Genomic DNA, 21,122 nt, shown 5'->3' with positions numbered 1-21,122 from the left:
CTCACAGAGAGGCCTTTATAAAGGCGTTAGAAAATGGCAGACCATTTGGTGTGAAACCACAGCACTATGCCATCCCACACGCGACCAATCCATGAGGTTTGCTCTATCGACTCTGCGCTAATTAACGATACGGAGTTAACAACTTCACCGTTGCTTCGCCATTCGACGCGCCCCAACGGCTTGCCCTTTTCAATGGGTGCAACAACAGGCCCATCGATAACAACAGATTTAGTGACACTATCAGCTTGGTTGCGCGGTAAGGTGAGGTAAATATCATCTTTGTATGTCAGTGCCACTTCTTCCGTTTGCCCTTTCCACACTTTTACTTGCGTTTCTAAGCCGTCACGTTTTGCAACTTGTTGGCTGTCATAAAAACGAAAACCATAGTTCAACAGGTTTTTTGAGGCACTTTCACGCGCTTGCTGACTCGATGTTCCCATAACAACAGACACCAATCGCATTCTGCCTTCTGTCGCAGAGCTGGCTAAACTGTAGCCCGCATCTGAGGTGTATCCGGTTTTGCCGCCATCAACATCCAATGAGCGATCCCAAAGTAACTTATTGCGGTTGTATTGGGTGATTTTCGCCCACGTAAACACTTTTTCGCTGTAAAGATCGTAAACCTCGGGTAGCTCTTCAATGATGGATTGCATCAGTACTGCCATGTCCATCGCGGTCGATTGAATGCCATATGCGTCTAAGCCATGTGCATTTACAAATTGGGAGCTGTCCATACCCAGCTTTTCTGCCCAGCTATTCATCAGGTTTACAAAGGCCGATTCGCTGCCTGCAATATGTTCAGCGAGTGCGACAGCAGCATCGTTGCCCGATTGAATAATCAAACCTCGCATTAGATCTTTTACGGTGACCACATCGCCCGGCTTGATAAACATTTTTGAGGAGTCCGGAAATTTTGCTGACCACGCATTCTCACTGACATCGACCCTATCGTCCCAAGCAAGTCTTCCCAGCTTGATTTCTTGGCCTACCACATAAGCTGTCATCAGTTTGGTCAAACTCGCCGGTGCGAGTGGTTCATTGGCATCTTTTTCCGCAATCACCATGCCTGAATGGAAATCCATCAGAACGTAACCTTTCGCAGCGATTTGCGGCGGATTCGGCTTAACCGTTAGTGCTTGAGCAGGAAACAGTGTCACAAGAGAAAGTACAACAATAGCAGTCCGTTTCATGAATAGCTCTCTTCCAAAATCACGTAAATATCACCAGAGGAAGGCAATAATTCCTTTTTATGTTCAGACAGATACTGCAAGGTTTCGTTCCGACATATCATCACTACCTTCTTCATTTTCGCGATCCCTTTCTCACAGACTAACCGCTCGCACCTTGGGCCTACTGGCTTAGACCGCTCTCAAACGACCTCCGACAGCTGCAAAGAATGTCGTAAACAAATGTTGCTGACTTAAATTTGCGGAAGAATATTGACCGTACCTGCAGGACGTCTCGTTATTAGGCGAAAAAAAAAGCCAACGAGACGTTGGCTTTCAGGTTAGGTATTGCAAGGTGTGTTTGGTTAAGCGCTTTCTGCAACCGGCATGACATGTGCCAGTTTCAAGTAGGAATGCAGTTCGCCATTTTTGTACTCAATCGCCGAATGGATGTTCACCGCTTTATTGGCGATAACACGGCTATTGTAGGTGTTTTCACCTTTTCTTATGTCGAGGTCCAAAATGCCTTGTTCGAGTTTCCACGTACCGACAGTCGGAAGACGGTTGAACAGTGTATATTCCTCAAGCGTACCATCCTCATGCAAACACAGTTCAGTCACATAACCAGCACTGCACGACTTGATATAACGATGACCTTTCAATTCGGACGCAGAAAAAGAGCGTTTACTGGCCATCCAGTCAAAAAGGGCAATGGCGTCCACATTGGAAACGTCAGGGAGTTTGTCGAGACTCAGCATCGCTGCTGTCTTGGATTCCCGCATAAAAAGTTGCAGGTAAGAGCTATTAACCTGTTTTTGCATCTTCTGAATTATCATCGTTCCTTGAAAAATAAGAAGATAACGCCAAACAGGCCATGGCTTCATCCTTCTTATCGCAGGAATGTTAACCCGCACAGAAAACAAACAGTCAGGTACGCCGAGGGAAGAACAATAAGGTGAAATAAACCTTACCTATCAGCACAAAGAGGCAAGCCTTAAAAATGTCCACTCGTCTCAGTTGAGAGACAAAAGTCTGTGAACTATCTTTAAAGGTGTAGTCACTACTCAGGGGCAATTTCATGCGCTATCTTATTGTAAAATCGTTATTTATCGGCGTGCTCGTCATACCAACGCACGCTGTTGCTGAAAGAGATAAACTGGGCGAAGTTGTCACCGAGCGCAACGAAACCATTTGCAAACAGAAGTTCACACAAGAACTGTTCACACAACAACGTATTTTTAGCTCCGATCGGAATGGGTCAGACAAACGACGCATTGCAGAACGCAAAATCGAAGCTGCCAGAAATAAATATAATCTGACGGCTAGCTACTGCGATGCCTACGATGAACTGATCACCTTCAACCCAGAGACACTAGACCGAAGGCCGGGAGACGCGCAGTTCGAATAATCGATACCAAGGCCTTCACGTTGTGACAATCCATCTTGATGACAAGTCGTTGTTAGACATTTGACCGCATGCACTGATACAGTGCCAGTTTGAATCCACTAACAACGACTTACAGGTGTTTACGATGCGTCATCGCTTAACCTTTCTTTCTAGGTTGTCCAAAATTCGCTCTCTTATTGCCGTGTCGCTGGTCTCCGTCGCGCTGGTTGGTTGTTCAGATGATGAGGTCGGTGATGTTTCTCTCGGTCTATTCACGATGAAGGACATCAAAATTTCCTCTCTCGAGGATGAAGTTGTCACGGGTGTGACATGTCACATTGCCTCTATCGAAGCGAATTTGAGCCTCTCAGACCCAAGTGACAGCTCCATTTCTTGCCGCCAAACAGGTGATATTACGGCTGATATGATCGCCAATATTGATAAGAGTGCATCGGGTGAGGTGGTATTTAAAAAGTCTAAGAGTATCTTCTTCAAAACCATGAAGGTACGACGTATCTACGATCCGAAAAGTCAGACGCTGCTCTATTTGTCCTATACAACCAAAGAAACCGAAGGCAGCTTTAAACATAGTTTGTCTACTGTACCACTTTGGGGTACCAAAGCGTGGCAAGAGCCAATCGAGACCAAATAAGCAACACTTAAACCCAATTTGCAGTGTAAATCATCACTGCTGATTGGGTTTTTCCCTTTGGGCCGTTAACATATCCCTTACACCTAGAAAGGGAGCCCAACATGCATTCCAACGCATCCATCCAACACATTGAAGAACAGACCACTGCATGGTTAGAAAAAGTCGTGATTGGATTAAACCTTTGCCCTTTCGCCGCAAAGCCTCAACGCAACAAACAAATCAAAATTGAGGTGTGCGAGAGCACCTCAGACCAAGACGTGATGGAGTCCATCATCACTGAATTGACGCTACTTGAAAACAGCGACGTGGCTGATTTGGAAACGACGCTGGTCGTTACGCCTAACTGTTTTCAGGACTTTGACGATTACAACCAATTCCTTGATGTCGCTGACATGCTGATTGACCAATTCGGTTGGCGCGGAATCTATCAAATCGCGAGTTTCCACCCAGACTATTGCTTTGCAGATGTTGAGCCAGAAGATGAAAGCAATTTGACCAATCGCTCACCGTATCCCGTGTTTCATCTGATCCGGGAAGCAAGCATAGAAAAAGCACTCAAATACTATGGTGGTGATGCCGAGGCCATTCCCGACATCAATATTGACCGCGTCTGCTCGCTGACTGCTGAAGAAAAAAACGCGTTGTTTCCTTATCTTTTTAAGGGGCACTCACACAACTAAAATGCGCGAGCGTCTCATCCTCTAAGGTTAACGCCAGCGTATCACCATCATGCAGTTGCCCCACACCTTTAGGGGTCCCTGTCAGCACAATGTCCCCCGGTAGTAACGTGAAGTACTTGGTCAAATGACAAAGTAGCTCAACAACCGGGGTGATCATCAAATGGGTATCACCCCGCTGCCTTGCCTCACCGTTCACATCCAAACCATACCGTATTGATTTCAATTCATGTGCGAACGGGATAAATGGGCTTTGTACACAGCTACCATCAAAGGCTTTCGCGAGCTCCCAAGGCAGGCCTTTTTGTTTCAATGCCGATTGTGTTTCGCGGCGTGTGAGATCCAATGCAACACCGATTCCTGCAATGGCTTGACGTGCGTTGGCCTCTGTCGCATGACTCAATCCCGCACCAATCAAGATAGAAAGTTCAGCTTCATAGTGAATGGGGGCTAACCGATCGGATAGAACCAAATCACCTGATGTGCCGACCAATGCAGTTTGAGGTTTTAGAAAAAGCACAGGCTCATCTGGCACAGGGTTACCTAACTCTTTTGCATGGTCGACGTAGTTTCTGCCGATGCAAACCACTTTGCCGACAGGTAAATCGACCTTTGTTCCCTGCATCCATTCGTGTGCGTACATTATCTCTCCTTGCTTCTTCCATGAATCTAAAACGCATTAACATAGTATACGGAATGTCCAATTAATACGGGATGCTTACACACTCATATCTTCAAAGAACATTCACAGGCTCTCGTTGATCTTCCTTGATCATCGTTCCACTTAAAAGACAAGGTATTTCAATAACTCCTGACATGGGAACGATGGTAGTTTTACAGGCGTCTCACTCTTAATAAAATCAGACCCAGCATTGATTTTTATCGACTAACTGCGCCTTCGGTAAGACGCGTTTAACAGTTTCCAAGATCGCTCGTTGTCGGATTTCTTGGTCAGAGCAAGGATTACAGTACGACCTTTTCAATCAACTAGGTGAACTGAAATCAAATGAATGCTTTTGACTTTGAAACTCCCTTGTCATGCGTCATTTTTGACTGCGATGGAACCTTGGTTGATAGTGAGGTGCTCTGTCAGATGGCGATGGTGGAGGTATTCGCTCATTACGGCGTTACGCTTGATCTTCAGGAGTGCTTAGACAATTTCCAAGGCGGTAAGCTGGCGGACATACTCATGCATACGTGTGAGCGATACGGGCTTGCCATCTCGCTTGATGAGCTGGAACCACTCTATCGCGACAAATGCGCCGCGTTGTTCGAAACCAAACTTAAGCCCGTCACCGGTGTCCCCGATTTAATTAATATGCTTGAGAATATCGGCGTAGACATCTGTGTTGCATCCAACGGACCCGTTAGCAAGATGGAAATGACACTTCAGCTGACGGGCCTGATGCCACATTTTCGTGGGAAGCTGTTCAGTGCATTCGATGCGAACAGCTGGAAACCCGCCCCAGATCTCCTGCACTATTCGGCAATGAACATGGCAGCACCTATTCACGAGTGCTTGTTCGTGGATGATACGCTGCTTGGCGTTGAAGCGGGTATCAACGCAGGTATCCGCACTATTTATTTTAATACGGGCAACAAAGAGGATGTCGACCATCCGTTGGTTCGTTCAGTTCACTCAATGGATGAGCTCTCGATACTGTTAGAAAAGCTGCCATTGTGTAATAGCTGGGCATAGAACAAAAAAAGGGACGCATCTGCGTCCCTTTCTCATCCGCCTTTGATTAAGGCAACGTCTTTAAGCTTTGCTCATAGTCGTCGTATCGTTGCATTACGCTATCGCTTGCACCGCCAGTCAACTTACTGACAACCACAATCGAGATCCATGCGAAGATAAAGCCCGGTACGATCTCATACAGGTCGAAAATTCCCCCTGTAATTTGCTTCCAGACCACAACGGTTACACCACCAACGATAACACCGGCAAGTGCACCATTTCGGTTCATGTCTTTCCAGAACAGAGCAAGCAATAGCGCAGGACCAAATGCCGCACCAAATCCTGCCCACGCGTAAGACACTAGGCTTAGTACCGTGCTGTCAGGGTTCATCGCCAACATAAGTGCGACGATTGAAATACCGACTACCGCGAAACGGCCAACCATGACGACTTCTTTCGTCGAGGCGTCTGGACGGAAAACTTGTTTGTAGAAGTCTTCTGCCAGAGCCGAGGAAGATACCAACAACTGAGAATCTGCCGTACTCATTACCGCCGCCAAAATCGCCGCTAACAAGATACCCGCAACAATTGGGTGGAATGCCGCATTAACTAGGAACATGAAAATGGTCTCGCCATCGGCCAGTTCGCCACCCATGTGCTTATCCACGTACAAAATGCCAACCAGACCAATCAAAACGGCACCCGCCATTGAAATGCCGCTCCAGCCCACCGCGATGCGTCGTGCTGCTGTGATGTCATGGTTGCTGCGTGTGGCTTGGAAACGCGCAAGAATATGAGGCTGACCAAAGTAACCAAGTCCCCATGCCACCAGCGAAACAATCGCAATCCACGACAAAGGTTGACCACTAATGTCGTGGAACAAGGTCAACAGTTCAGGGTTTTTCGCTTCCAACGCCGCAGGCAGATCCGTGAATGAGCCGTCCATGGTAGCAATCGGCACAATCATCAGTGCCGCTGCCATCAGAAGACCTTGTACCAGGTCTGTCCAAGATACAGCAAGGAAGCCACCGAATAGGGTGTAAGAAACCACACAGACGGTACCCACGATAACCGCGGTACTGTATTCAAGACCAAACACAGTTTCAAACAATTTGCCGCCCGCTACCAAGCCAGAACTTGTATAGAAAAGGAAAAACAGCAGGATGAAGAACGCCGAAATGGTCTGAAGCAATTTCGATTTATCTTCAAAGCGACGCGACAAAAATTCGGGGATGGTCAATGCATTGTCTACTTCAATACTGTAAGTACGAAGCCTTTTTGCACAAATCAGCCAGTTTAAGTAAGTACCCGCTAACAAACCGCCCGCCAGCCAAAGCGATTCAATACCCGCTGCATACGCGTAGCCCGGCAAACCAAGCAGCAACCAGCCACTCATATCAGATGCGCCTGCAGACAAGGCCGCAGGCCAAGGACCCAGTGAGCGACCACCTAAGAAGTAGTCCTCAGAGTTTGACGTACGTTTGTATGCGTACACGCCAATGGCAAGCATAAGAATCAGGTACACGATAAACGTGGCACTGATTGCAACGCTATTTTCAATCATTCCAATTTCCCTCAATAACTTCGGGCACCAATATCCAGTGCCCAATTCCGGATTGTCTTAGTGTTAATGTTCACCACTACCGAGTTCCAGAAGCGTGGCATTGCCACCTACGGCGGTGATGTTTATGGTTCTCGTTCGCTCAGTGATAAAGCGAAGAAGGTAAGTTGGCGACGCGATTAGTGATAATTGTTCCACGTTGTCTTCAGCAACGAATTGGACCAATACCCCATCACGTTCTGCCAGTTTTTTGTTCCATGCAATCAAGGTTGCATCATCGGCAACAACAGCGACACCACTGATTGGCGCATGCGCAATTGCTGCGTTTAAATATGTTTCTGATAGGATTTGTACGACGCGATCGTGAGAGCTAACTTTCACAAAGTCTGCCAATAAAGCATCTGCAGAGTGCGCCATCTCTTTTGTCACAATGAGTAATACACAGTTTCCGGCAACCAACGCTGCCGCCAATTGTCCTGCCATGGCGGTGAGTGTCAGTGAGCTGTCACCGCTGACGATAAACAGTCCTCTGCCTGCCGTGTAAAGCTCATTGGTTTCACCGGTCGGCCCTGGCATTTCATGCACGGGTGCAATCAGATCTCTTGCGCATTGCGCATGAAAACGAATCAATTGAGCCGCTTCATTAAACGCCTTTCCTCGCTGAGTAATGGCGTCCGCCCAACCTAAAAGCACGTCGCAACGCACTTCAACATTTAAGGTGTTCCACGCATCCCATACCGCCAAGCTCTGTGCTGACGTACGCTCAATCATGTCGTTATTTACTGTCATGCTGATACCTCCTCACGAGTAAACCGGTAAAGGTAATGCGGCCCACCTGCTTTAGGCCCCGTTCCCGACAATCCCTGACCACCAAATGGTTGAACGCCAACCACTGCGCCAACCTGATCACGGTTGATGTAACTGTTACCGACGTTGACGCGCGATTCGATATACCGATACGTCCCTTCATTGCGACTATGGATACCTAACGTCAACCCAAACCCAGCCAGATTGATCTCATCGATCACCTTGTCGAGTTCATCGGCGTTGTAGCGAACGACATGAAGGATTGGCCCAAAGTGCTCCTGGGTCAGTTGAGCGATACCGTCAATTTCAAACGCCACCGGTGCAATGAATGTCCCGCGACGCGCTTCGCTGTCCATTGGTGCTTTGGCAATGAAGGTGCTGCTTTTAAACAGGCTGTTAATATGATTTTGCAGCTTCGCTTGCGCTAACTCATCAATCACTGGGCCTACATCCGTCTCGTGCAGGTATGGCAAACCAACACGCATCTCAGCCATCGCCCCTTTGATGAGGGTAATCACCCGATCGGCGATATCCGCTTGCAGATAAAGAACACGAAGTGCTGAACAACGTTGACCTGCTGAAGCAAAGGCCGAGCGTAAAACATCACGCACCACTTGCTCCGGTAACGCAGTGCTATCCACTAACATGACGTTTTGACCGCCGGTCTCCGCGATAAACGGGACGGGAAGCGCGTCTCGTGACGCTAAGGTCTGATTAATACGCTGAGCCGTCGGTGTTGAGCCTGTAAACGCGACACCCGCAATACGTGCGTCTTCGGTCAGGGCTTGGCCGACATCTGCGCCTTTACCCGGAAGAAGGTGAATCACACCTGGCGGGATACCGGTTTCTAGCAGGAGTTCAATGGTTCGACAGGCAATCAGCGATGTTTGCTCCGCTGGCTTTGCTACGACAGTGTTTCCCGTCACCAGTGCCGCTGAGATTTGCCCGATAAAGATTGCCAGCGGAAAATTCCATGGACTGATACACGTAAAGACACCGCGCCCTTCCCGTGTCAGTGATACGCGCTTCCCATCGAAACGGGTTAACGTGTCTGCCGACACCAACACAGATTTTGCTTGAATGGGGTAGTAACGCAGAAAATCGACCGCTTCACGCACTTCATCAATACTGTCATGAATCGTTTTCCCTGCTTCTTTGTGACATAGTGCTGCCAATTCACCAAGGTGACTTTCTAGCTTGTCTGAAAGTGCAAGTAAGTACTTACCGCGTTGCTCAGTTGATAGCGCATTCCACGACGCAAAACTTTGTTGAGCAGAAGACAAAGCCGCTTCAATGTCTTCCTGACTCGACCAACTCACGGTACCAACTTGAATGCTATGGTCGTAAGGCGCAACAACCTGATGAGCGTCACCTGTGCGCTTCTTGCCATTAACAATTGGACCGGCTTGCCAGTGCGTATCCCAATGCGCATTTACTGCGTCAAGATACACAGACCATTCGCTTTCAATGTCAGTCGCGACCCCCATCGAGTTTTGGCGTGAACCACCAAAAATATCGACAGGAAGCGGAATGCGCGTGTTGTTTAAGGTGGAATTCGCCAGCAGCGTATCAACAGGATGTTGTGTTAAATCGCCAATTGGGCAACGTGCATCCACCAAGCGATGGACAAATGAGCTGTTCGCCCCATTTTCTAGTAATCGACGAACCAAATACGGCAGCAAGTCTTTGTGACTACCTACTGGTGCATAAATTCTCACTGGCTGCCCAAACTCCGCTTTCGCGTGGTTATAGAGCGCATCACCCATACCATGCAGGCGTTGGAATTCGTAGTCTGTGTGTTTCGCCATTGAATGAATAGCGGCGACTGTCTGCGCATTGTGGCTTGCAAACTGTGGGTAGATCAGGCCGTTGATATGCGAGCTCAGTAAAAAGCGGGCACAAGCAAGATAGGAAACGTCCGTGCCTTCTTTGCGTGTGAAAACGGGATACCCTGATAGGCCTTTTTGTTGGGAAAGCTTAATTTCGCTATCCCAATACGCGCCTTTTACAAGACGCATCGGGATTGGGGTAGCGTTCGCTTTTGCCAACGACGCCAACCAGACAATCACGGGTAATGCACGTTTTGAATACGCCTGAACCACCAATCCAAATTGTCCCCAGCCAACAACGGCTTGGTCTGTGAACAGTTTTTCAAAAAGCGATAAAGAAAGTTCAAGGCGATCGGCTTCTTCAGCATCAATAGTGATAGCAACGCCCAGTTCACGTGCCTTTTTTAACAGCCCCAGAACCGTCTCAAACAACTCAGACATCACACGGTCTTTGTTGGCAACATCATAGCGAGGGTGAAGTGCTGAGAGCTTAATAGAAACAGACGGAGCTGGCCCGGAGCCCTCATTAAGATGACGAGCGACAGTTTCAATAGCCAGCATGTAATCATCAAAATATTTCTTCGCATCACTGGCTGTTAGTGCTGCCTCACCAAGCATATCAAAGGAGTAGGTAAACCCTTGTGTACGCGGTGCTTTTGCGTTTCCTAACGCCTCATTAATGTCCCGGCCAAGCACAAATTGATGCCCCATGATTTTCATGGCTTGATGCATTGCCTGGCGGATCACCGGTTCGCTCATTTTATTGACCAGCCGGTTGAGGACGTTTGTCGAACTGCCCTCAGTACGCTCATCCACGTTAACCACTTTGCCGGTCAGCATTAACCCCCAGGTTGAAGCGTTGACAAAAAGCGAGTCTGAGTTTTTCAGGTGCGCTTTCCAATCCGCAACCCCCAGCTTGTCTTTGATCAGCGCATCTGCCGTTTTGGCATCAGGAACACGCATAAGCGCTTCTGCCAAACACATCAGCAGGATCCCTTCACGGGTATCAAGGCTGTATTCGAGCAGCAAGGCATCAATCATCTGAATGGCGTTTTTGTCTGCACGCACATTTTCAATCAATGCAGAGGCAGACCGTTCCGTTAACCTGCGTTCTTCGTCAGTCGGTGTAGCAAGCGGCAAAAGCCTTTCAAGCAAGATCGCCTCATCCACACAATAGTGTGTGGAAATGTCCGGCCACAAAGCCGCAGGCATCTGCTCGACATAGTTGGGGTCCAACACGTCGGTCGCTTTTAACATAAGCAGGATCCTCTCTCCTTTAACCACGAGGCAGTGGCATATGTTACATATATGTTAGAATAACGACCGATTCTAGGTAGTACGCGGTGGGGAGTCTTTCAAAATTCTGCGGCATTATTGCAAAAAACTCCGATGATTAACAAACAGAGAACCAGCGCTTGTAGCGATTAGTAACAAATTAGTGAGGATTTAATGATTTAGATCAGTGTTGCTGGCGGAACCGGGCTGGCGAAACACCAAAAAAGCGAGTGAAGGCTGACGTGAAACCGCTTTGAGATGCGAAGCCGCAGCTGTCTGACACTTGGGCTAGGCTCAACTCGCTATTACAAAGCAAATCTTGGGCAAGTTCGAAACGTTTTCTCAACACGTATTGATGCGGCGTCATCCCCATTTGGGATTTAAACAGCTGATGAAACTGGCTCTCTGCCAAAAAGACAGACCCGGCCAACTGCGCAACACTGATCTTGCGGTTGATATGCTGCCGAATATACAAATCAAGCACATCCATATTCAAACGCTGACGTTGCCTGATAGTAGGCAGCTGATCACGCACGTGCCTTTCCATCACACACAGAAGGGTGTCAGCACAAGCACGACCAAGAAGTTGATCCTCAGGATTGGCGACCATTTCAGCCGTCAACGCGCGAACAAGCGTTTGTGCTTGGTTGTCGAGTTGAAAATAAGCGTCACGTCGAAATAGCGTATCGACTTTCTGCATCATAGTGACTTCGCCGTGCAACACGGACTGAGGTAAGTTGATAACCAGAATCTCGTTCTGGCCAATCCCTGAAAAAGCATGCAACTCAGATTCAGACACCAAACATCCTTGCCCCGGCCCGACGAGGTTACCTCGGCCCGAAAGTTCGAATTCTGTCTGTCCTTGCAATCCGATCACGACCTGCCGATAGTCATGCGCATGAAGCGAGGGATGACTGGGCAAAGCAATAACCTGAGAGTGCTTGAGATCTGATGCCATGGCGAAAATGTTTGAGAAACTAAGACGGTGCCTATTTTGCCACGCATTGAGGAGATTCGAGAAGCAAAATCATCTCGGAAACATGATCAAGTAGTGTGTAAACTACGGCCGATGTCTTTTCGACCCCAAATATGAGGAGGATCTCTCTGTTTCATCCTCCAATTACCATGCGTAAGCAAACATCACCCCGAACAAAAAACAACCTTAAACCAGACTAAACCACTGAGTTTAAGCAGTTTAATGGTTAGTTCCCATTGCAGGAAAGATGACTTTTTACACTTGATCATTCTTTCGGTGATCCCAACCCATGATCTTTTCATGATCATCGTTCCGGTGAAAACGGATCCTCCTCGTTACAAATTAACGAGTAGCAACGCAATTATTTTCTAGAAAATTGCGCCAAATTTATGGCGCAAGGTTAAAATAAGCGTCAATTAAAACGTTATTTTTTATTTTTTATTACCGCTTTCACTGTGTTGAGCTAATTTTTACATTAATTATTGAGTTGCCAGTCAAAATAAAGAATTTGAATAATAACGATAAGCGTCAAATAATTAGTATCATGAATAAGCGTATTAACATATCCATGTTAATGTAGCGATTTGGGACACAGGTTTTCTAAAGAAATTCTGAGAATAAGCAAGGGACTTATGAAAAGTAATCGCATCACCGCTCTGGTTCTTGCGTTAACGCCAATACTTCTTAGCAGTCAATCGCTTGCCAATGAAGCCACAGTCGCGACTGACGATCCCGTTGTTGCGTTGGAACAGAAGCTAGCGGATAAAAGAAGTGAAATTAGCTCACATGCGCAAAACCTTCAAACACAGAGAGATAAGCTTGATGCTTTGTTAGCTGAACGCGAAACATTAGCAAAAAGTGCAATCGATCTCGAAAAGAAACGTAATCTGGCTCAAGAACGACTGGATGAGCAATTCCGTCGTTTAATTGAAAATCCAGATACGGATTTAACCCAATACAGAGATGACTATCAGGTAGCTTGGAATGCGGTAAAACAAAACCAAAGTACCACGCTTACCAATGATCAGGCCGTCGCTGAACAGCAGCGTATTGTTGAAGGTGAAAATCGCCAGAAGCAATTGCTGATGACCTCAATGGACAATCTGCAAGAAGCCAAAAAAGAAGCGCGTGTTAAACGTCTTCGTCAAGAGCTAACTGTTGCCGATACCATTGAAGTTGTTCACACCATCACCTGTAGTGAATCTATGACGCTTGCAGCTTGTGCTAATCAAGGTAAAACCTTGACCATGCAAAAAGCCGTAAACACTTTCCAATCTCAAGTTCTCGATAACGTCACAGAGTCCACCACAGCAAAACTGAACGCAAATCGAGTCTCTTTCAACATTCATGTGATGAACAACAACGTCGTTGACAGCGGCTTTAGCGGTACAAACCGTTATATCACCCGAATGCAGGCAGAGATGCGCAGCCAGCCAGATGAAAATGCGGCCTGTAAACTGCTCGACTTTGCGGAAAGATATTGTGTAGAAAAACCCTTCACGTCAGCGAAAACTGCCCCAAAGCAGCAAGCGAAACGTTGGGTGAACATTAAAATCCGCTCAAACCGCTATGATGATAACGTCACCATTAATGGTGTGACCTACGGCTCAACGCCAGTCGAGATAATGCTACCTGCAGGTCAGCATCAAGTTTCCGTCGATAAGCCAGGTTTCGAATCGTATAGCCGCCAAATGTACATGAATAAAGATTCGGTCGTTTGGGCAAACCTTAAAGAGCAGGAGAACCAACCTCAGCCGGGAAAGCAATTCGCTGACAAACTCACCAATAACCGACAAGCCCCGCAAATGGTTGTTGTCGGCGCAGGGCAATACCGTGTCGGGTTTGATGCCAAGCAATCAGTTATGGTTGATCAGCCATACTCTATTGCCGCTACCCCAGTGACGGTTCAGCAATTTGGTGAGTTTGTTACCGCGACAGGTTACGTGACGAATGCAGAAGAAGGCCAAGGTTGCACCACATTGGAAAACGGTGAACCAAAGCAGCTACTGAATCATCACTGGCGTAAACCAGGCTTTTCCCAAACTGACAGCTCTCCGGTTGTGTGTATCACCCAAGAAGACGCCATGGCGTACTCAAAATGGTTGAGCTCACAAACAGGCTTCAATTACACCTTACCTTCTGAAGTGCAGTGGGAAGTCGCCGCACGTGCAGGCAGAGAGTCTGATTACTGGTGGGGTAACGATATCGGTGTGGGTAACGCCAATACCGGTTGGAGCGGTTCTGAGTGGTCTAACAAAAGTACCTCTCCCGTTGCTAGCTTCCCAGCAAATCCGTTCGGTATCTACGACACTGCGGGCAATGTTTGGGAGTGGGCAGAAAGCCATACACCTGTCGCTCGAGGCGGTGCTTGGAGCTTCTCACCGAGCAGTGCTCGCGTTGCAGAGCGATTGGAGTTGAAATCGGATCTCAGCGCAAACTATGTTGGTTTCCGCGTAGTACGCCAAATATAACTTTTCAGTTTACCGAGTCCCTAAAAGCCCACGAAAGTGGGCTTTATTTTTTTTCTTAGATACGTCAAACAGCTTCCTTTTTGAATGCAAACCCTCAACGTTAAAGGGTTTTCACTGTCATTCTTATTAATAAACTGCGAAATAGTACATTTCCCCCCTGCCCGAATTTCTGGCGACTGCGTATATTGAGCATCGAGCAGCGGATATTGCAGTATCTTGCTGTTTCATCACTGAAATTTACCTCGGTGAACAACCATCTCCTCGTCTCTTGAATACCCTCGAGCATGACGATAGATGGTCTCTTCTACACGTCGTACAGGATTTCACTCCTAGGAGTAAACTCTGTTTTTTACCGGCTCCCTACGAGCCGGTTTTTTTTTATCAACATCCAATTTGTGATACATGCCATGTAACACTTTTCGTTTTTACAATACACTGTCACTTAACCGACTTATTCAGCCTTCCCTATGAACAACGCGACGCCAATTCCCCCGACTCAAATCTCTATCTTTGAACAACTTCCCGGATGCTGGGGGTGTAAAGATAAGGATTCCAAATTTGTCTATGTGAATAAGAACTACGTTGACTTAATTGGCCTTGATTCCCCTGATGCGCTGATTGGAAAAACCGCGTCAGAGCTGTCTCCTGAACTGGCTAAATATGCCGATAACTTCTCCCACCAAGATAAATGTGTCATAAAAAACCAACGTAAAATCCGTGTCTTAAATGTTCACCCGTACTCTGATGGTAGTTGGCAAGCGCATATCGTTACCAAAGTCCCTTGGTATGATGAAGCGGGAGATGTGCTTGGCGTGATTTTTAACTGGGAGTCGGTCGATGAAAGTGCCTTGCTGGACATTGGCCCGTGGATCTGCAAATTGGCCGGGGCAAACGTCCAAACAAAATCGCGCTCACATCCTCCCAATACAAAAGCACTGCTGTCGAAAAGAGAATCTGAAGTTTTATTCCTTCACTTATATGGTAAGAAACCCCAGTTTATTGCGCATATGTTGGGCGTTTCTGTCAAAACCATCGAAAACCATTTCGCCAACCTTCGCATTAAACTCGGTGCGAATAGCAAAACAGAACTTGTCGATAAGGCTCTTGAACTGGGAATTGGCTCAAAAATCCCAAAAACACTTTTAAAGCAACAATTTAGCCTTATTATCGAAGCATAAAAAAAGCAGCCTACGCTGCTTTTTCGTTTCCGATTACGGTGCCAGACGTTCGATGTCCCAGTGACCTTTATCTTCATCTTGGTAGATAAATCTGTCATGAAGACGGTGTTCACCACCCTGCCAAAACTCCATCGACGACACTTTCACACGAAAACCGCCCCAAAATGTAGGCACAGGCACTTCGCCTTTTTCAAACTGCTTTTTCAGCTCCATGTACTTTCCTTCGAGAGCAGATCGCGCTGACAAGCGTTCACTCTGATGGCTCGCCCATGCTGCAAGCTGGCTTTCCTTTGGACGGGAAAGGAAGTATTTCATCACTTCAAGCTTACCCAACTTTTCAGCCGTTCCTGTGATATGAACCTGACGCTCGAGCATATGCCAAGGAAAGTGAAGGCTAATTTTTGAGTTATGCGCCAGCTGTTTTGCTTTACGGCTACCCAGGTTGGTGTAGAAGACAAATCCTTCGTCATCAACATGTTTTAGCAAGACAATCCGCTGAAAAGGCTGGCCATCCTCATCAACCGTCGCAACAGTCATCGCAGTGGGATCAGGTAGCCCTGCATCAATGGCCTGTTTGAGCCAACGCTCAAAGAATTCAACAGGGTTTTCAGGCAGGTCTTTGCGTCTCAATCCGCCTTGGTTATATTCTCTTCGAATATCAAACAAATCCATCTGGAGCTCCGAGTAACGATTTTTCCCCCATTTTGCTGCCCACGGACGGTTTTCTCAAGTGAAAACCCTGTTGGAAACAGTGTTTGCTAAAGAAGGATATTATGCAGAAGCGGCTCAGTGTTTTTTTTGTCACCTTAATTGGGCTTGTTCTAACTGCCTTTGTCGCTTCTTTTACTTACGTGTCTATAGAAAAGCGTTACCTCCAAAAAATTGAAAGTGATGTTTTTCAGCTGCAAGAGAAGTTGGCAGCAGAGCTAGCACGCTATAGTGAAATCCCCGTTGTATTATCCGCAGATCCTAGACTGAAACGCCTCCTACGCGCCCCAGAAAGCGAGCGGCTGTTTAACGAGACCAATGACTTACTTAGTGATTGGAACGCGCGCCTAAACAGTGATGTGCTGTATTTAATGAATCGCAACGGCATGACCGTGGCATCAAGTAATGTTGCGTCTGAAACCAGCTTTGTCGGACACAGTTACCACTATCGCCCTTATTTTCAACAAGCCACTCTTGGCCAGAAGGGGCAGTACTATGCATTGGGTGTTGTTTCTGACAAACGCGGATATTATTTTTCTTATCCTGTCATAGATGGAGACAAGGTCTCGGGTGTACTGACGCTGAAAGTGGACCTGTCAATCATTGAGCGCATTTGGAATCAACAGCAGTTCGACTATCTAATTGCCGACCCGCTAGGTGTCATTTTTTACAGCTCGCGTGATGAGTGGCTTTATCAATCATTGACCATATTGACTGAACCGCAGAAGCAAACAATTAGAGACTCCAGACGCTATGGCGATACCAAGCTTCGAAGTCTGACAACATTCAGCGATGCGGATGCCTTATCAGAAAAGCGCAAACTTTCCATCGCCAACAAAAACCAAGAGCGCGAAATGATGCTGGTCTCTACGACCCCCCTCGGTACTGAAGGCTGGCAGATTTATGGGTTCACCTCAGTGTCTGATTCTTTTCCTGTCGTCATACAAGCTACGTTTATCTTCGCGCTGTTTTATGCCCTGCTCGTGTTAGTTATCGCCGCATGGCTTCAGAATGTGCGCACCCGAAAAGAACTGGCGCGACTCAATGATGATTTGGAAGTGAAAGTCGCCTCAAGAACCGCATCACTAGAAGAGACAAACTCAGCCCTTCGCGCCAGCATTTCACAATATGAAAAAGCTCAGGCGGCGTTAAGGCAAACTGAATCAGAACTGATCCAAGCGGCGAAACTTGCCATGCTAGGAGAAATGTCCGCCAGCATTAATCATGAAATAAACCAGCCACTTGCTGCGATGAGAACCTACACAGAGAACAGTTTAAGGCTGATGGAGAAAGCCCGATATGCCGATGTTGGTAAGAATTTGTCCACCATTAATGAGTTAATTGGGCTTATTGCTGACATCATTGCTCGCTTCAAAGTGTTTGCCCGAAAACAGGATGTAAACAGTCGAAATCGAGCGGATATCAACGCGGTGATTTCGGCGTCGATTACCTTGTCAGAAGCCAGCTTTATCAAAAAAGGGATCCACGTAAACTGTGCTCTGTCGCAAGAGGATCTCTACGTAAAAGCCGATCCTGTTCAACTAGAACAAGTGATCCTCAATTTGATGAGTAATGCCGCACATGCACTGTCTTCGGTCACGGATCCGACAATAGGCATTGAAACCGAAGTCAGTGCCGATCGTGTCATCCTCCATGTTTGGGACAATGGCCCCGGGCTTGATAACGATACGAAGAAACGGATATTTTCTCCATTTTTCACCACTAAGCCTGAGGGGCTAGGCTTGGGATTGACCATTTGTCGCCGAATCATTGAAAGCTTTGATGGTGATCTGCAAGCGCAAGACCACACGAGTGGCGGCGCAGATTTCACCGTTACGCTACAGCGATTAATAGAAGGGAAGCAACGCGATGACAACCGAGATTTGGATTATTGATGATGAGCGTTCAATCCGAGATTCTCTCAGTCAGACACTCGATATTGAAGGCTTTATGCCGAAAACATTTGCCTCTGCGAAAGAGGCATTGTCACAGTTAGACAGTGCCTTTGAAGGTGTCATCATCTCCGACATTAACATGCCTCAAATGGACGGTATCGCGTTTCTCAACCATGCGCTTGCCGTTGACAAGGAATTCTCAATCGTCATGTTGACCGGACATGGCGATATTTCTACTGCCGTTTCAGCGATGCGTGGAGGGGCGTATGATTTCCTCGAAAAGCCCTTTTCCACCGATCACCTGCTAGACGTTATTCGTCGAGGACTGGATAAGCGAAATCTTGTCATTGAAAACCGAGAGCTACGGCGAGAACTCGAACAACAAAGTGCCCCCGGACCACGAATTCTTGGCAATTGCGCCGAAATTAAACAACTTCGTCGCACCCTTTCTTATTTGAAGGACAAAGAATCCCCACTGCTCATGCAAGGTGAACGCGGTACAGGTAAAGAGTTGGCGGCCAGATTCATGCACGATCACAGTGAGCGGCAAGACGAACCCTTCATCAGTTTAAAATGCCGATTAGTTCCTGATTCAGGCATTGAGCAAGAGTTGTTTGGCAACCCCACCGACACCAATACCTTTTCAAGTAAGCATGGAAAAATCTTCTCTGCGCGCAAGGGCACCTTGTTTCTCGACGGAATTGAAGCGTTACCGCAGGCGACTCAGCGTAAGTTATCGATAGCACTTCGGAATACCGTCGATATGCCAAGAGTGATCGCTTCAACGCGGGTCGATCTTCAACAAAGTGCCAGGCTGCAAAAGTTTGACCAGAGTCTTTATGAAATACTATCCAGTATTACACTCCATTTTCCTCCGCTACGTGAAAGAGAAGAGGACACCTACCTCATCTGCCAAAACTTCTTACGCACAACGGCTTCGCGCTTTGGCATCGCCCCACCCAACTTGAATGCGGACCACAAAGCAAAGATGGCCCAGTACACTTGGCCAGGTAACGTCACTGAACTGCGCAACTTTGCGGAACGTTGGGTTTTGATGGGTGAGGAGCAAGCATTATCTGAATCTGTGACGAGTGAAGAAAATGACCACACCTCACTGGCTGAAAGACTGACAAAAGTGGAGCGTTCAATCCTCTTTGATGCGTTAAATCGGCACAATGGGAGACTCAAAGAAGTTCAACAAGAACTGGGACTTGCCCGAAAAACCTTGTATGAAAAATTAAAAAAACACCACCTTGATAAAGAATCTTTCAAAGCATAAATTTCGTTCGACCTTCTTTGTACCACCCGTATTAACTGATCAATACAAGAATCTCAGCTTTCTCTTCGATGAGAAAGTTGAGACAGATCAATGTCTATAGACTGTCAGCCATTAGAGAGAATCACAGACTTAAACTACGCTTAAGTTAGCGAGTTTCATTGATTTTATGGTTGGCCCATTAATGAGAAAAGGCGATAAGCAGGCGGATCGACTACCTGCAAGTGAGCACCTAGATTATATCGATGACAAAACTGCCGCACTTTTACTTTCAACGCCCAAAAGTGCGCGCGTTTTGCTATGGGTGATTGTCGGTTTTATTACCGTCAGTGCCGTGTGGGCTGCATTTGCCGAACTCGACAAGGTGACCGTAGGACAAGGCAAAGTGATTCCTTCCTCTCAACTTCAGGTTGTTCAAAACCTTGAGGGGGGATTGGTGAAAGAGTTGCTCATTCGCGAAGGTGACGTTGTCGATAAAGGACAACAGCTCTTATTGATTGACGACACCATGTTCAGATCTGACTTTCGCGAACGGCTTCAAGAATTAACCAGCCTCCAAGGCGATGCTGTCAAATTACAAGCACTCATTGAATCTGTTGTCGTCAGTCCTGAAGCAGATTGGCAAAATGCCGTGACGCTCCAACGTAACGATCTTGTTTTTGATGAAGAATTTGTAAATGACCATCGAAATGTCGTCTCACGTCAGCGCGACGAATATCGGGAAAAACTGAACAACCTCGACAACCAATTGTCCGTCACTGCGCAGCAAATCCGTCAAAAAGAGCAAGAACTCATTGAAGTTAAAGCCCGCGTTCAAAACTTAAAACAAAGCTACAACTTTGCGCGAGAAGAATACAGCATCACCAAGCCTCTGGCCGACGAAGGGGTTGTACCTCAAATTGACCTGTTAAAACTGCAACGGCAGGTCAATGACACCAAACGGGAACTCTCATCTGCAGAGCTCTCTCTCCCTTCAATCAATTCTTCGTTACGCGAAGTGGTTTTCAAACACATCGATGTGGCATTGAAGTTCCGAGGAGAACAGCAGGAGCGCTTAAACGATGTCGAAGATAAGTTACTCGCCATGACAGAAACCCGTGTCACGCTTGAAGACCGCGTAGAACGAACCGTGGTCGTCAGCCCTGTTGATGGCACAATCAAAAAGCTACACGTCAACACCGTCGGCGGGGTTATTCAGCCTGGCATGGACTTGGTGGAAATCGTGCCCAGCGAAGATAATTTGCTCATCGAAGCCAAAATTGCCCCTCAAGATATCGCCTTTCTTCGCCCAGGCCTTACCGCCATTGTGAAATTCAGTGCTTACGATTTTACGGTATACGGTGGGTTAGATGGCATTCTCGAGACCATCAGTGCAGACACGATTCAAGATGAGGAAGGCAATAGTTTCTACCTCGTAAAAATACGAACGGCATCCAATAACCTTGGTGATGGCAAAGATCTTCCCATCATTCCTGGAATGACAGCGTCAGCTGACATCATCACCGGCAAACGAAGTGTGCTCGACTATTTATTAAAACCCATATTACAAGCGCAAAAATCCGCATTGCGGGAATAAGAAAAATATA

Annotated in this window: 17 protein-coding genes; 9 read left to right on the top strand and 8 right to left on the bottom strand. The window is 47.1% G+C overall.

The features are described 5' to 3' along the window. Positions 1-26: 26 nt before the first annotated feature. Together LRP49_RS08430 and LRP49_RS08425 are read right to left on the bottom strand one after the other, a co-directional pair. Positions 27-1,190, bottom strand: coding sequence for a D-alanyl-D-alanine carboxypeptidase family protein (locus tag LRP49_RS08430; RefSeq protein WP_274141592.1), 1,164 nt, complete (start codon positions 1,188-1,190; stop codon positions 27-29). Between the two features lie 341 nt (positions 1,191-1,531). Further along, a complete protein-coding gene (locus LRP49_RS08425; protein ID WP_274141597.1) occupies positions 1,532-1,987 on the bottom strand; it encodes a hypothetical protein in 456 nt (151 codons plus the stop codon). A gap of 257 nt (positions 1,988-2,244) precedes the next feature. On the opposite strand from LRP49_RS08425, the gene LRP49_RS08420 reads away from it, so the two are divergent. The 3 genes from LRP49_RS08420 to LRP49_RS08410 all read left to right on the top strand — a co-directional run bounded on the left by LRP49_RS08420 (position 2,245) and on the right by LRP49_RS08410 (position 3,885). Next, positions 2,245-2,574: a hypothetical protein gene (locus tag LRP49_RS08420; RefSeq protein WP_274141591.1), complete on the top strand. Its 330-nt coding sequence runs from the start codon at positions 2,245-2,247 to the stop codon at positions 2,572-2,574. Between the two features lie 124 nt (positions 2,575-2,698). Then, positions 2,699-3,205 (top strand): CreA family protein, encoded by a 507-nt coding sequence (locus LRP49_RS08415; protein WP_274141590.1) that lies wholly within the window; start codon positions 2,699-2,701, stop codon positions 3,203-3,205. Between the two features lie 101 nt (positions 3,206-3,306). Further along, positions 3,307-3,885 (top strand): DUF1415 domain-containing protein, encoded by a 579-nt coding sequence (locus LRP49_RS08410; protein ID WP_274141589.1) that lies wholly within the window; start codon positions 3,307-3,309, stop codon positions 3,883-3,885. Here LRP49_RS08410 and LRP49_RS08405 read toward each other — a convergent pair. Next, positions 3,863-4,525 carry a fumarylacetoacetate hydrolase family protein gene (locus LRP49_RS08405; RefSeq protein WP_274141588.1) on the bottom strand — a complete coding sequence of 221 codons (663 nt, stop codon included), beginning with the start codon at positions 4,523-4,525 and terminating at the stop codon, positions 3,863-3,865. The genes LRP49_RS08410 and LRP49_RS08405 overlap by 23 nt on opposite strands. Before the next feature lie 363 nt (positions 4,526-4,888). On the opposite strand from LRP49_RS08405, the gene yieH reads away from it, so the two are divergent. Next, on the top strand, positions 4,889-5,581 hold the full coding sequence (yieH, locus tag LRP49_RS08400) for a 6-phosphogluconate phosphatase (RefSeq protein WP_274141586.1): 693 nt from the start codon (positions 4,889-4,891) through the stop codon (positions 5,579-5,581). A 46-nt stretch (positions 5,582-5,627) separates the two neighbouring features. On the opposite strand, the gene putP is transcribed toward yieH, so the two are convergent. The 4 genes from putP to LRP49_RS08380 form a co-directional block, all read right to left on the bottom strand. Next, complete coding sequence (gene putP / locus LRP49_RS08395) at positions 5,628-7,124, bottom strand: sodium/proline symporter PutP (protein WP_274141585.1); 1,497 nt, start codon at positions 7,122-7,124, stop codon at positions 5,628-5,630. 63 nt (positions 7,125-7,187) lie between these two features. After that, positions 7,188-7,910, bottom strand: coding sequence for a delta 1-pyrroline-5-carboxylate dehydrogenase (locus tag LRP49_RS08390; protein WP_274141584.1), 723 nt, complete (start codon positions 7,908-7,910; stop codon positions 7,188-7,190). Then, on the bottom strand, positions 7,907-11,014 hold the full coding sequence (gene putA, locus LRP49_RS08385; protein WP_274141582.1) for a bifunctional proline dehydrogenase/L-glutamate gamma-semialdehyde dehydrogenase PutA: 3,108 nt from the start codon (positions 11,012-11,014) through the stop codon (positions 7,907-7,909). Before putA ends, LRP49_RS08390 begins: the two co-directional genes overlap by 4 nt. A gap of 202 nt (positions 11,015-11,216) precedes the next feature. Next, a complete protein-coding gene (locus LRP49_RS08380) occupies positions 11,217-11,990 on the bottom strand; it encodes an AraC family transcriptional regulator (RefSeq protein ID WP_274141581.1) in 774 nt (257 codons plus the stop codon). A 650-nt stretch (positions 11,991-12,640) separates the two neighbouring features. Here LRP49_RS08380 and LRP49_RS08375 point away from each other — a divergent pair. Continuing rightward, on the top strand, positions 12,641-14,479 hold the full coding sequence (locus LRP49_RS08375; RefSeq protein ID WP_274141580.1) for an SUMF1/EgtB/PvdO family nonheme iron enzyme: 1,839 nt from the start codon (positions 12,641-12,643) through the stop codon (positions 14,477-14,479). 467 nt (positions 14,480-14,946) lie between these two features. Further along, positions 14,947-15,657: a helix-turn-helix transcriptional regulator gene (locus tag LRP49_RS08370; RefSeq protein WP_274141579.1), complete on the top strand. Its 711-nt coding sequence runs from the start codon at positions 14,947-14,949 to the stop codon at positions 15,655-15,657. A 33-nt stretch (positions 15,658-15,690) separates the two neighbouring features. On the opposite strand, the gene pdxH is transcribed toward LRP49_RS08370, so the two are convergent. Further along, positions 15,691-16,329 carry a pyridoxamine 5'-phosphate oxidase gene (gene pdxH, locus LRP49_RS08365; protein WP_274141578.1) on the bottom strand — a complete coding sequence of 213 codons (639 nt, stop codon included), beginning with the start codon at positions 16,327-16,329 and terminating at the stop codon, positions 15,691-15,693. Positions 16,330-16,430: 101 nt separating this feature from the next. Here pdxH and LRP49_RS08360 point away from each other — a divergent pair, with 101 nt between their 5' ends. The 3 genes from LRP49_RS08360 to LRP49_RS08350 all read left to right on the top strand — a co-directional run bounded on the left by LRP49_RS08360 (position 16,431) and on the right by LRP49_RS08350 (position 21,112). Next, positions 16,431-18,260: a sensor histidine kinase gene (locus LRP49_RS08360; RefSeq protein WP_274141577.1), complete on the top strand. Its 1,830-nt coding sequence runs from the start codon at positions 16,431-16,433 to the stop codon at positions 18,258-18,260. After that, positions 18,235-19,539, top strand: coding sequence for a sigma-54-dependent transcriptional regulator (locus LRP49_RS08355; protein WP_274141576.1), 1,305 nt, complete (start codon positions 18,235-18,237; stop codon positions 19,537-19,539). The genes LRP49_RS08360 and LRP49_RS08355 overlap by 26 nt, the downstream gene beginning before the upstream one ends. 181 nt (positions 19,540-19,720) lie before the next feature. Beyond that, complete coding sequence (locus LRP49_RS08350; RefSeq protein WP_274141575.1) at positions 19,721-21,112, top strand: HlyD family type I secretion periplasmic adaptor subunit; 1,392 nt, start codon at positions 19,721-19,723, stop codon at positions 21,110-21,112. Positions 21,113-21,122: the final 10 nt, after the last annotated feature.

The organism is Enterovibrio qingdaonensis, assembly GCF_028683135.1.
GTDB lineage: Bacteria > Pseudomonadota > Gammaproteobacteria > Enterobacterales > Vibrionaceae > Enterovibrio > Enterovibrio qingdaonensis.
This window is presented reverse-complemented; position numbering and strand designations above follow the sequence as displayed.

Excerpts from the sequence above, each read along its gene's own strand:
- LRP49_RS08430 (WP_274141592.1), bottom strand. The coding sequence starts at position 1,190 with ATGAAACGGACTGCTATTGTTGTACTTTCTCTTGTGACACTGTTTCCT.
- LRP49_RS08425 (WP_274141597.1), bottom strand. The coding sequence starts at position 1,987 with ATGCAAAAACAGGTTAATAGCTCTTACCTGCAACTTTTTATGCGGGAA.
- LRP49_RS08420 (WP_274141591.1), top strand. The coding sequence starts at position 2,245 with ATGCGCTATCTTATTGTAAAATCGTTATTTATCGGCGTGCTCGTCATA.
- LRP49_RS08415 (WP_274141590.1), top strand. The coding sequence starts at position 2,699 with ATGCGTCATCGCTTAACCTTTCTTTCTAGGTTGTCCAAAATTCGCTCT.
- LRP49_RS08410 (WP_274141589.1), top strand. The coding sequence starts at position 3,307 with ATGCATTCCAACGCATCCATCCAACACATTGAAGAACAGACCACTGCA.
- LRP49_RS08405 (WP_274141588.1), bottom strand. The coding sequence starts at position 4,525 with ATGTACGCACACGAATGGATGCAGGGAACAAAGGTCGATTTACCTGTC.
- yieH (WP_274141586.1), top strand. The coding sequence starts at position 4,889 with ATGAATGCTTTTGACTTTGAAACTCCCTTGTCATGCGTCATTTTTGAC.
- putP (WP_274141585.1), bottom strand. The coding sequence starts at position 7,124 with ATGATTGAAAATAGCGTTGCAATCAGTGCCACGTTTATCGTGTACCTG.
- LRP49_RS08390 (WP_274141584.1), bottom strand. The coding sequence starts at position 7,910 with ATGACAGTAAATAACGACATGATTGAGCGTACGTCAGCACAGAGCTTG.
- putA (WP_274141582.1), bottom strand. The coding sequence starts at position 11,014 with ATGTTAAAAGCGACCGACGTGTTGGACCCCAACTATGTCGAGCAGATG.
- LRP49_RS08380 (WP_274141581.1), bottom strand. The coding sequence starts at position 11,990 with ATGGCATCAGATCTCAAGCACTCTCAGGTTATTGCTTTGCCCAGTCAT.
- LRP49_RS08375 (WP_274141580.1), top strand. The coding sequence starts at position 12,641 with ATGAAAAGTAATCGCATCACCGCTCTGGTTCTTGCGTTAACGCCAATA.
- LRP49_RS08370 (WP_274141579.1), top strand. The coding sequence starts at position 14,947 with ATGAACAACGCGACGCCAATTCCCCCGACTCAAATCTCTATCTTTGAA.
- pdxH (WP_274141578.1), bottom strand. The coding sequence starts at position 16,329 with ATGGATTTGTTTGATATTCGAAGAGAATATAACCAAGGCGGATTGAGA.
- LRP49_RS08360 (WP_274141577.1), top strand. The coding sequence starts at position 16,431 with ATGCAGAAGCGGCTCAGTGTTTTTTTTGTCACCTTAATTGGGCTTGTT.
- LRP49_RS08355 (WP_274141576.1), top strand. The coding sequence starts at position 18,235 with ATGACAACCGAGATTTGGATTATTGATGATGAGCGTTCAATCCGAGAT.
- LRP49_RS08350 (WP_274141575.1), top strand. The coding sequence starts at position 19,721 with ATGAGAAAAGGCGATAAGCAGGCGGATCGACTACCTGCAAGTGAGCAC.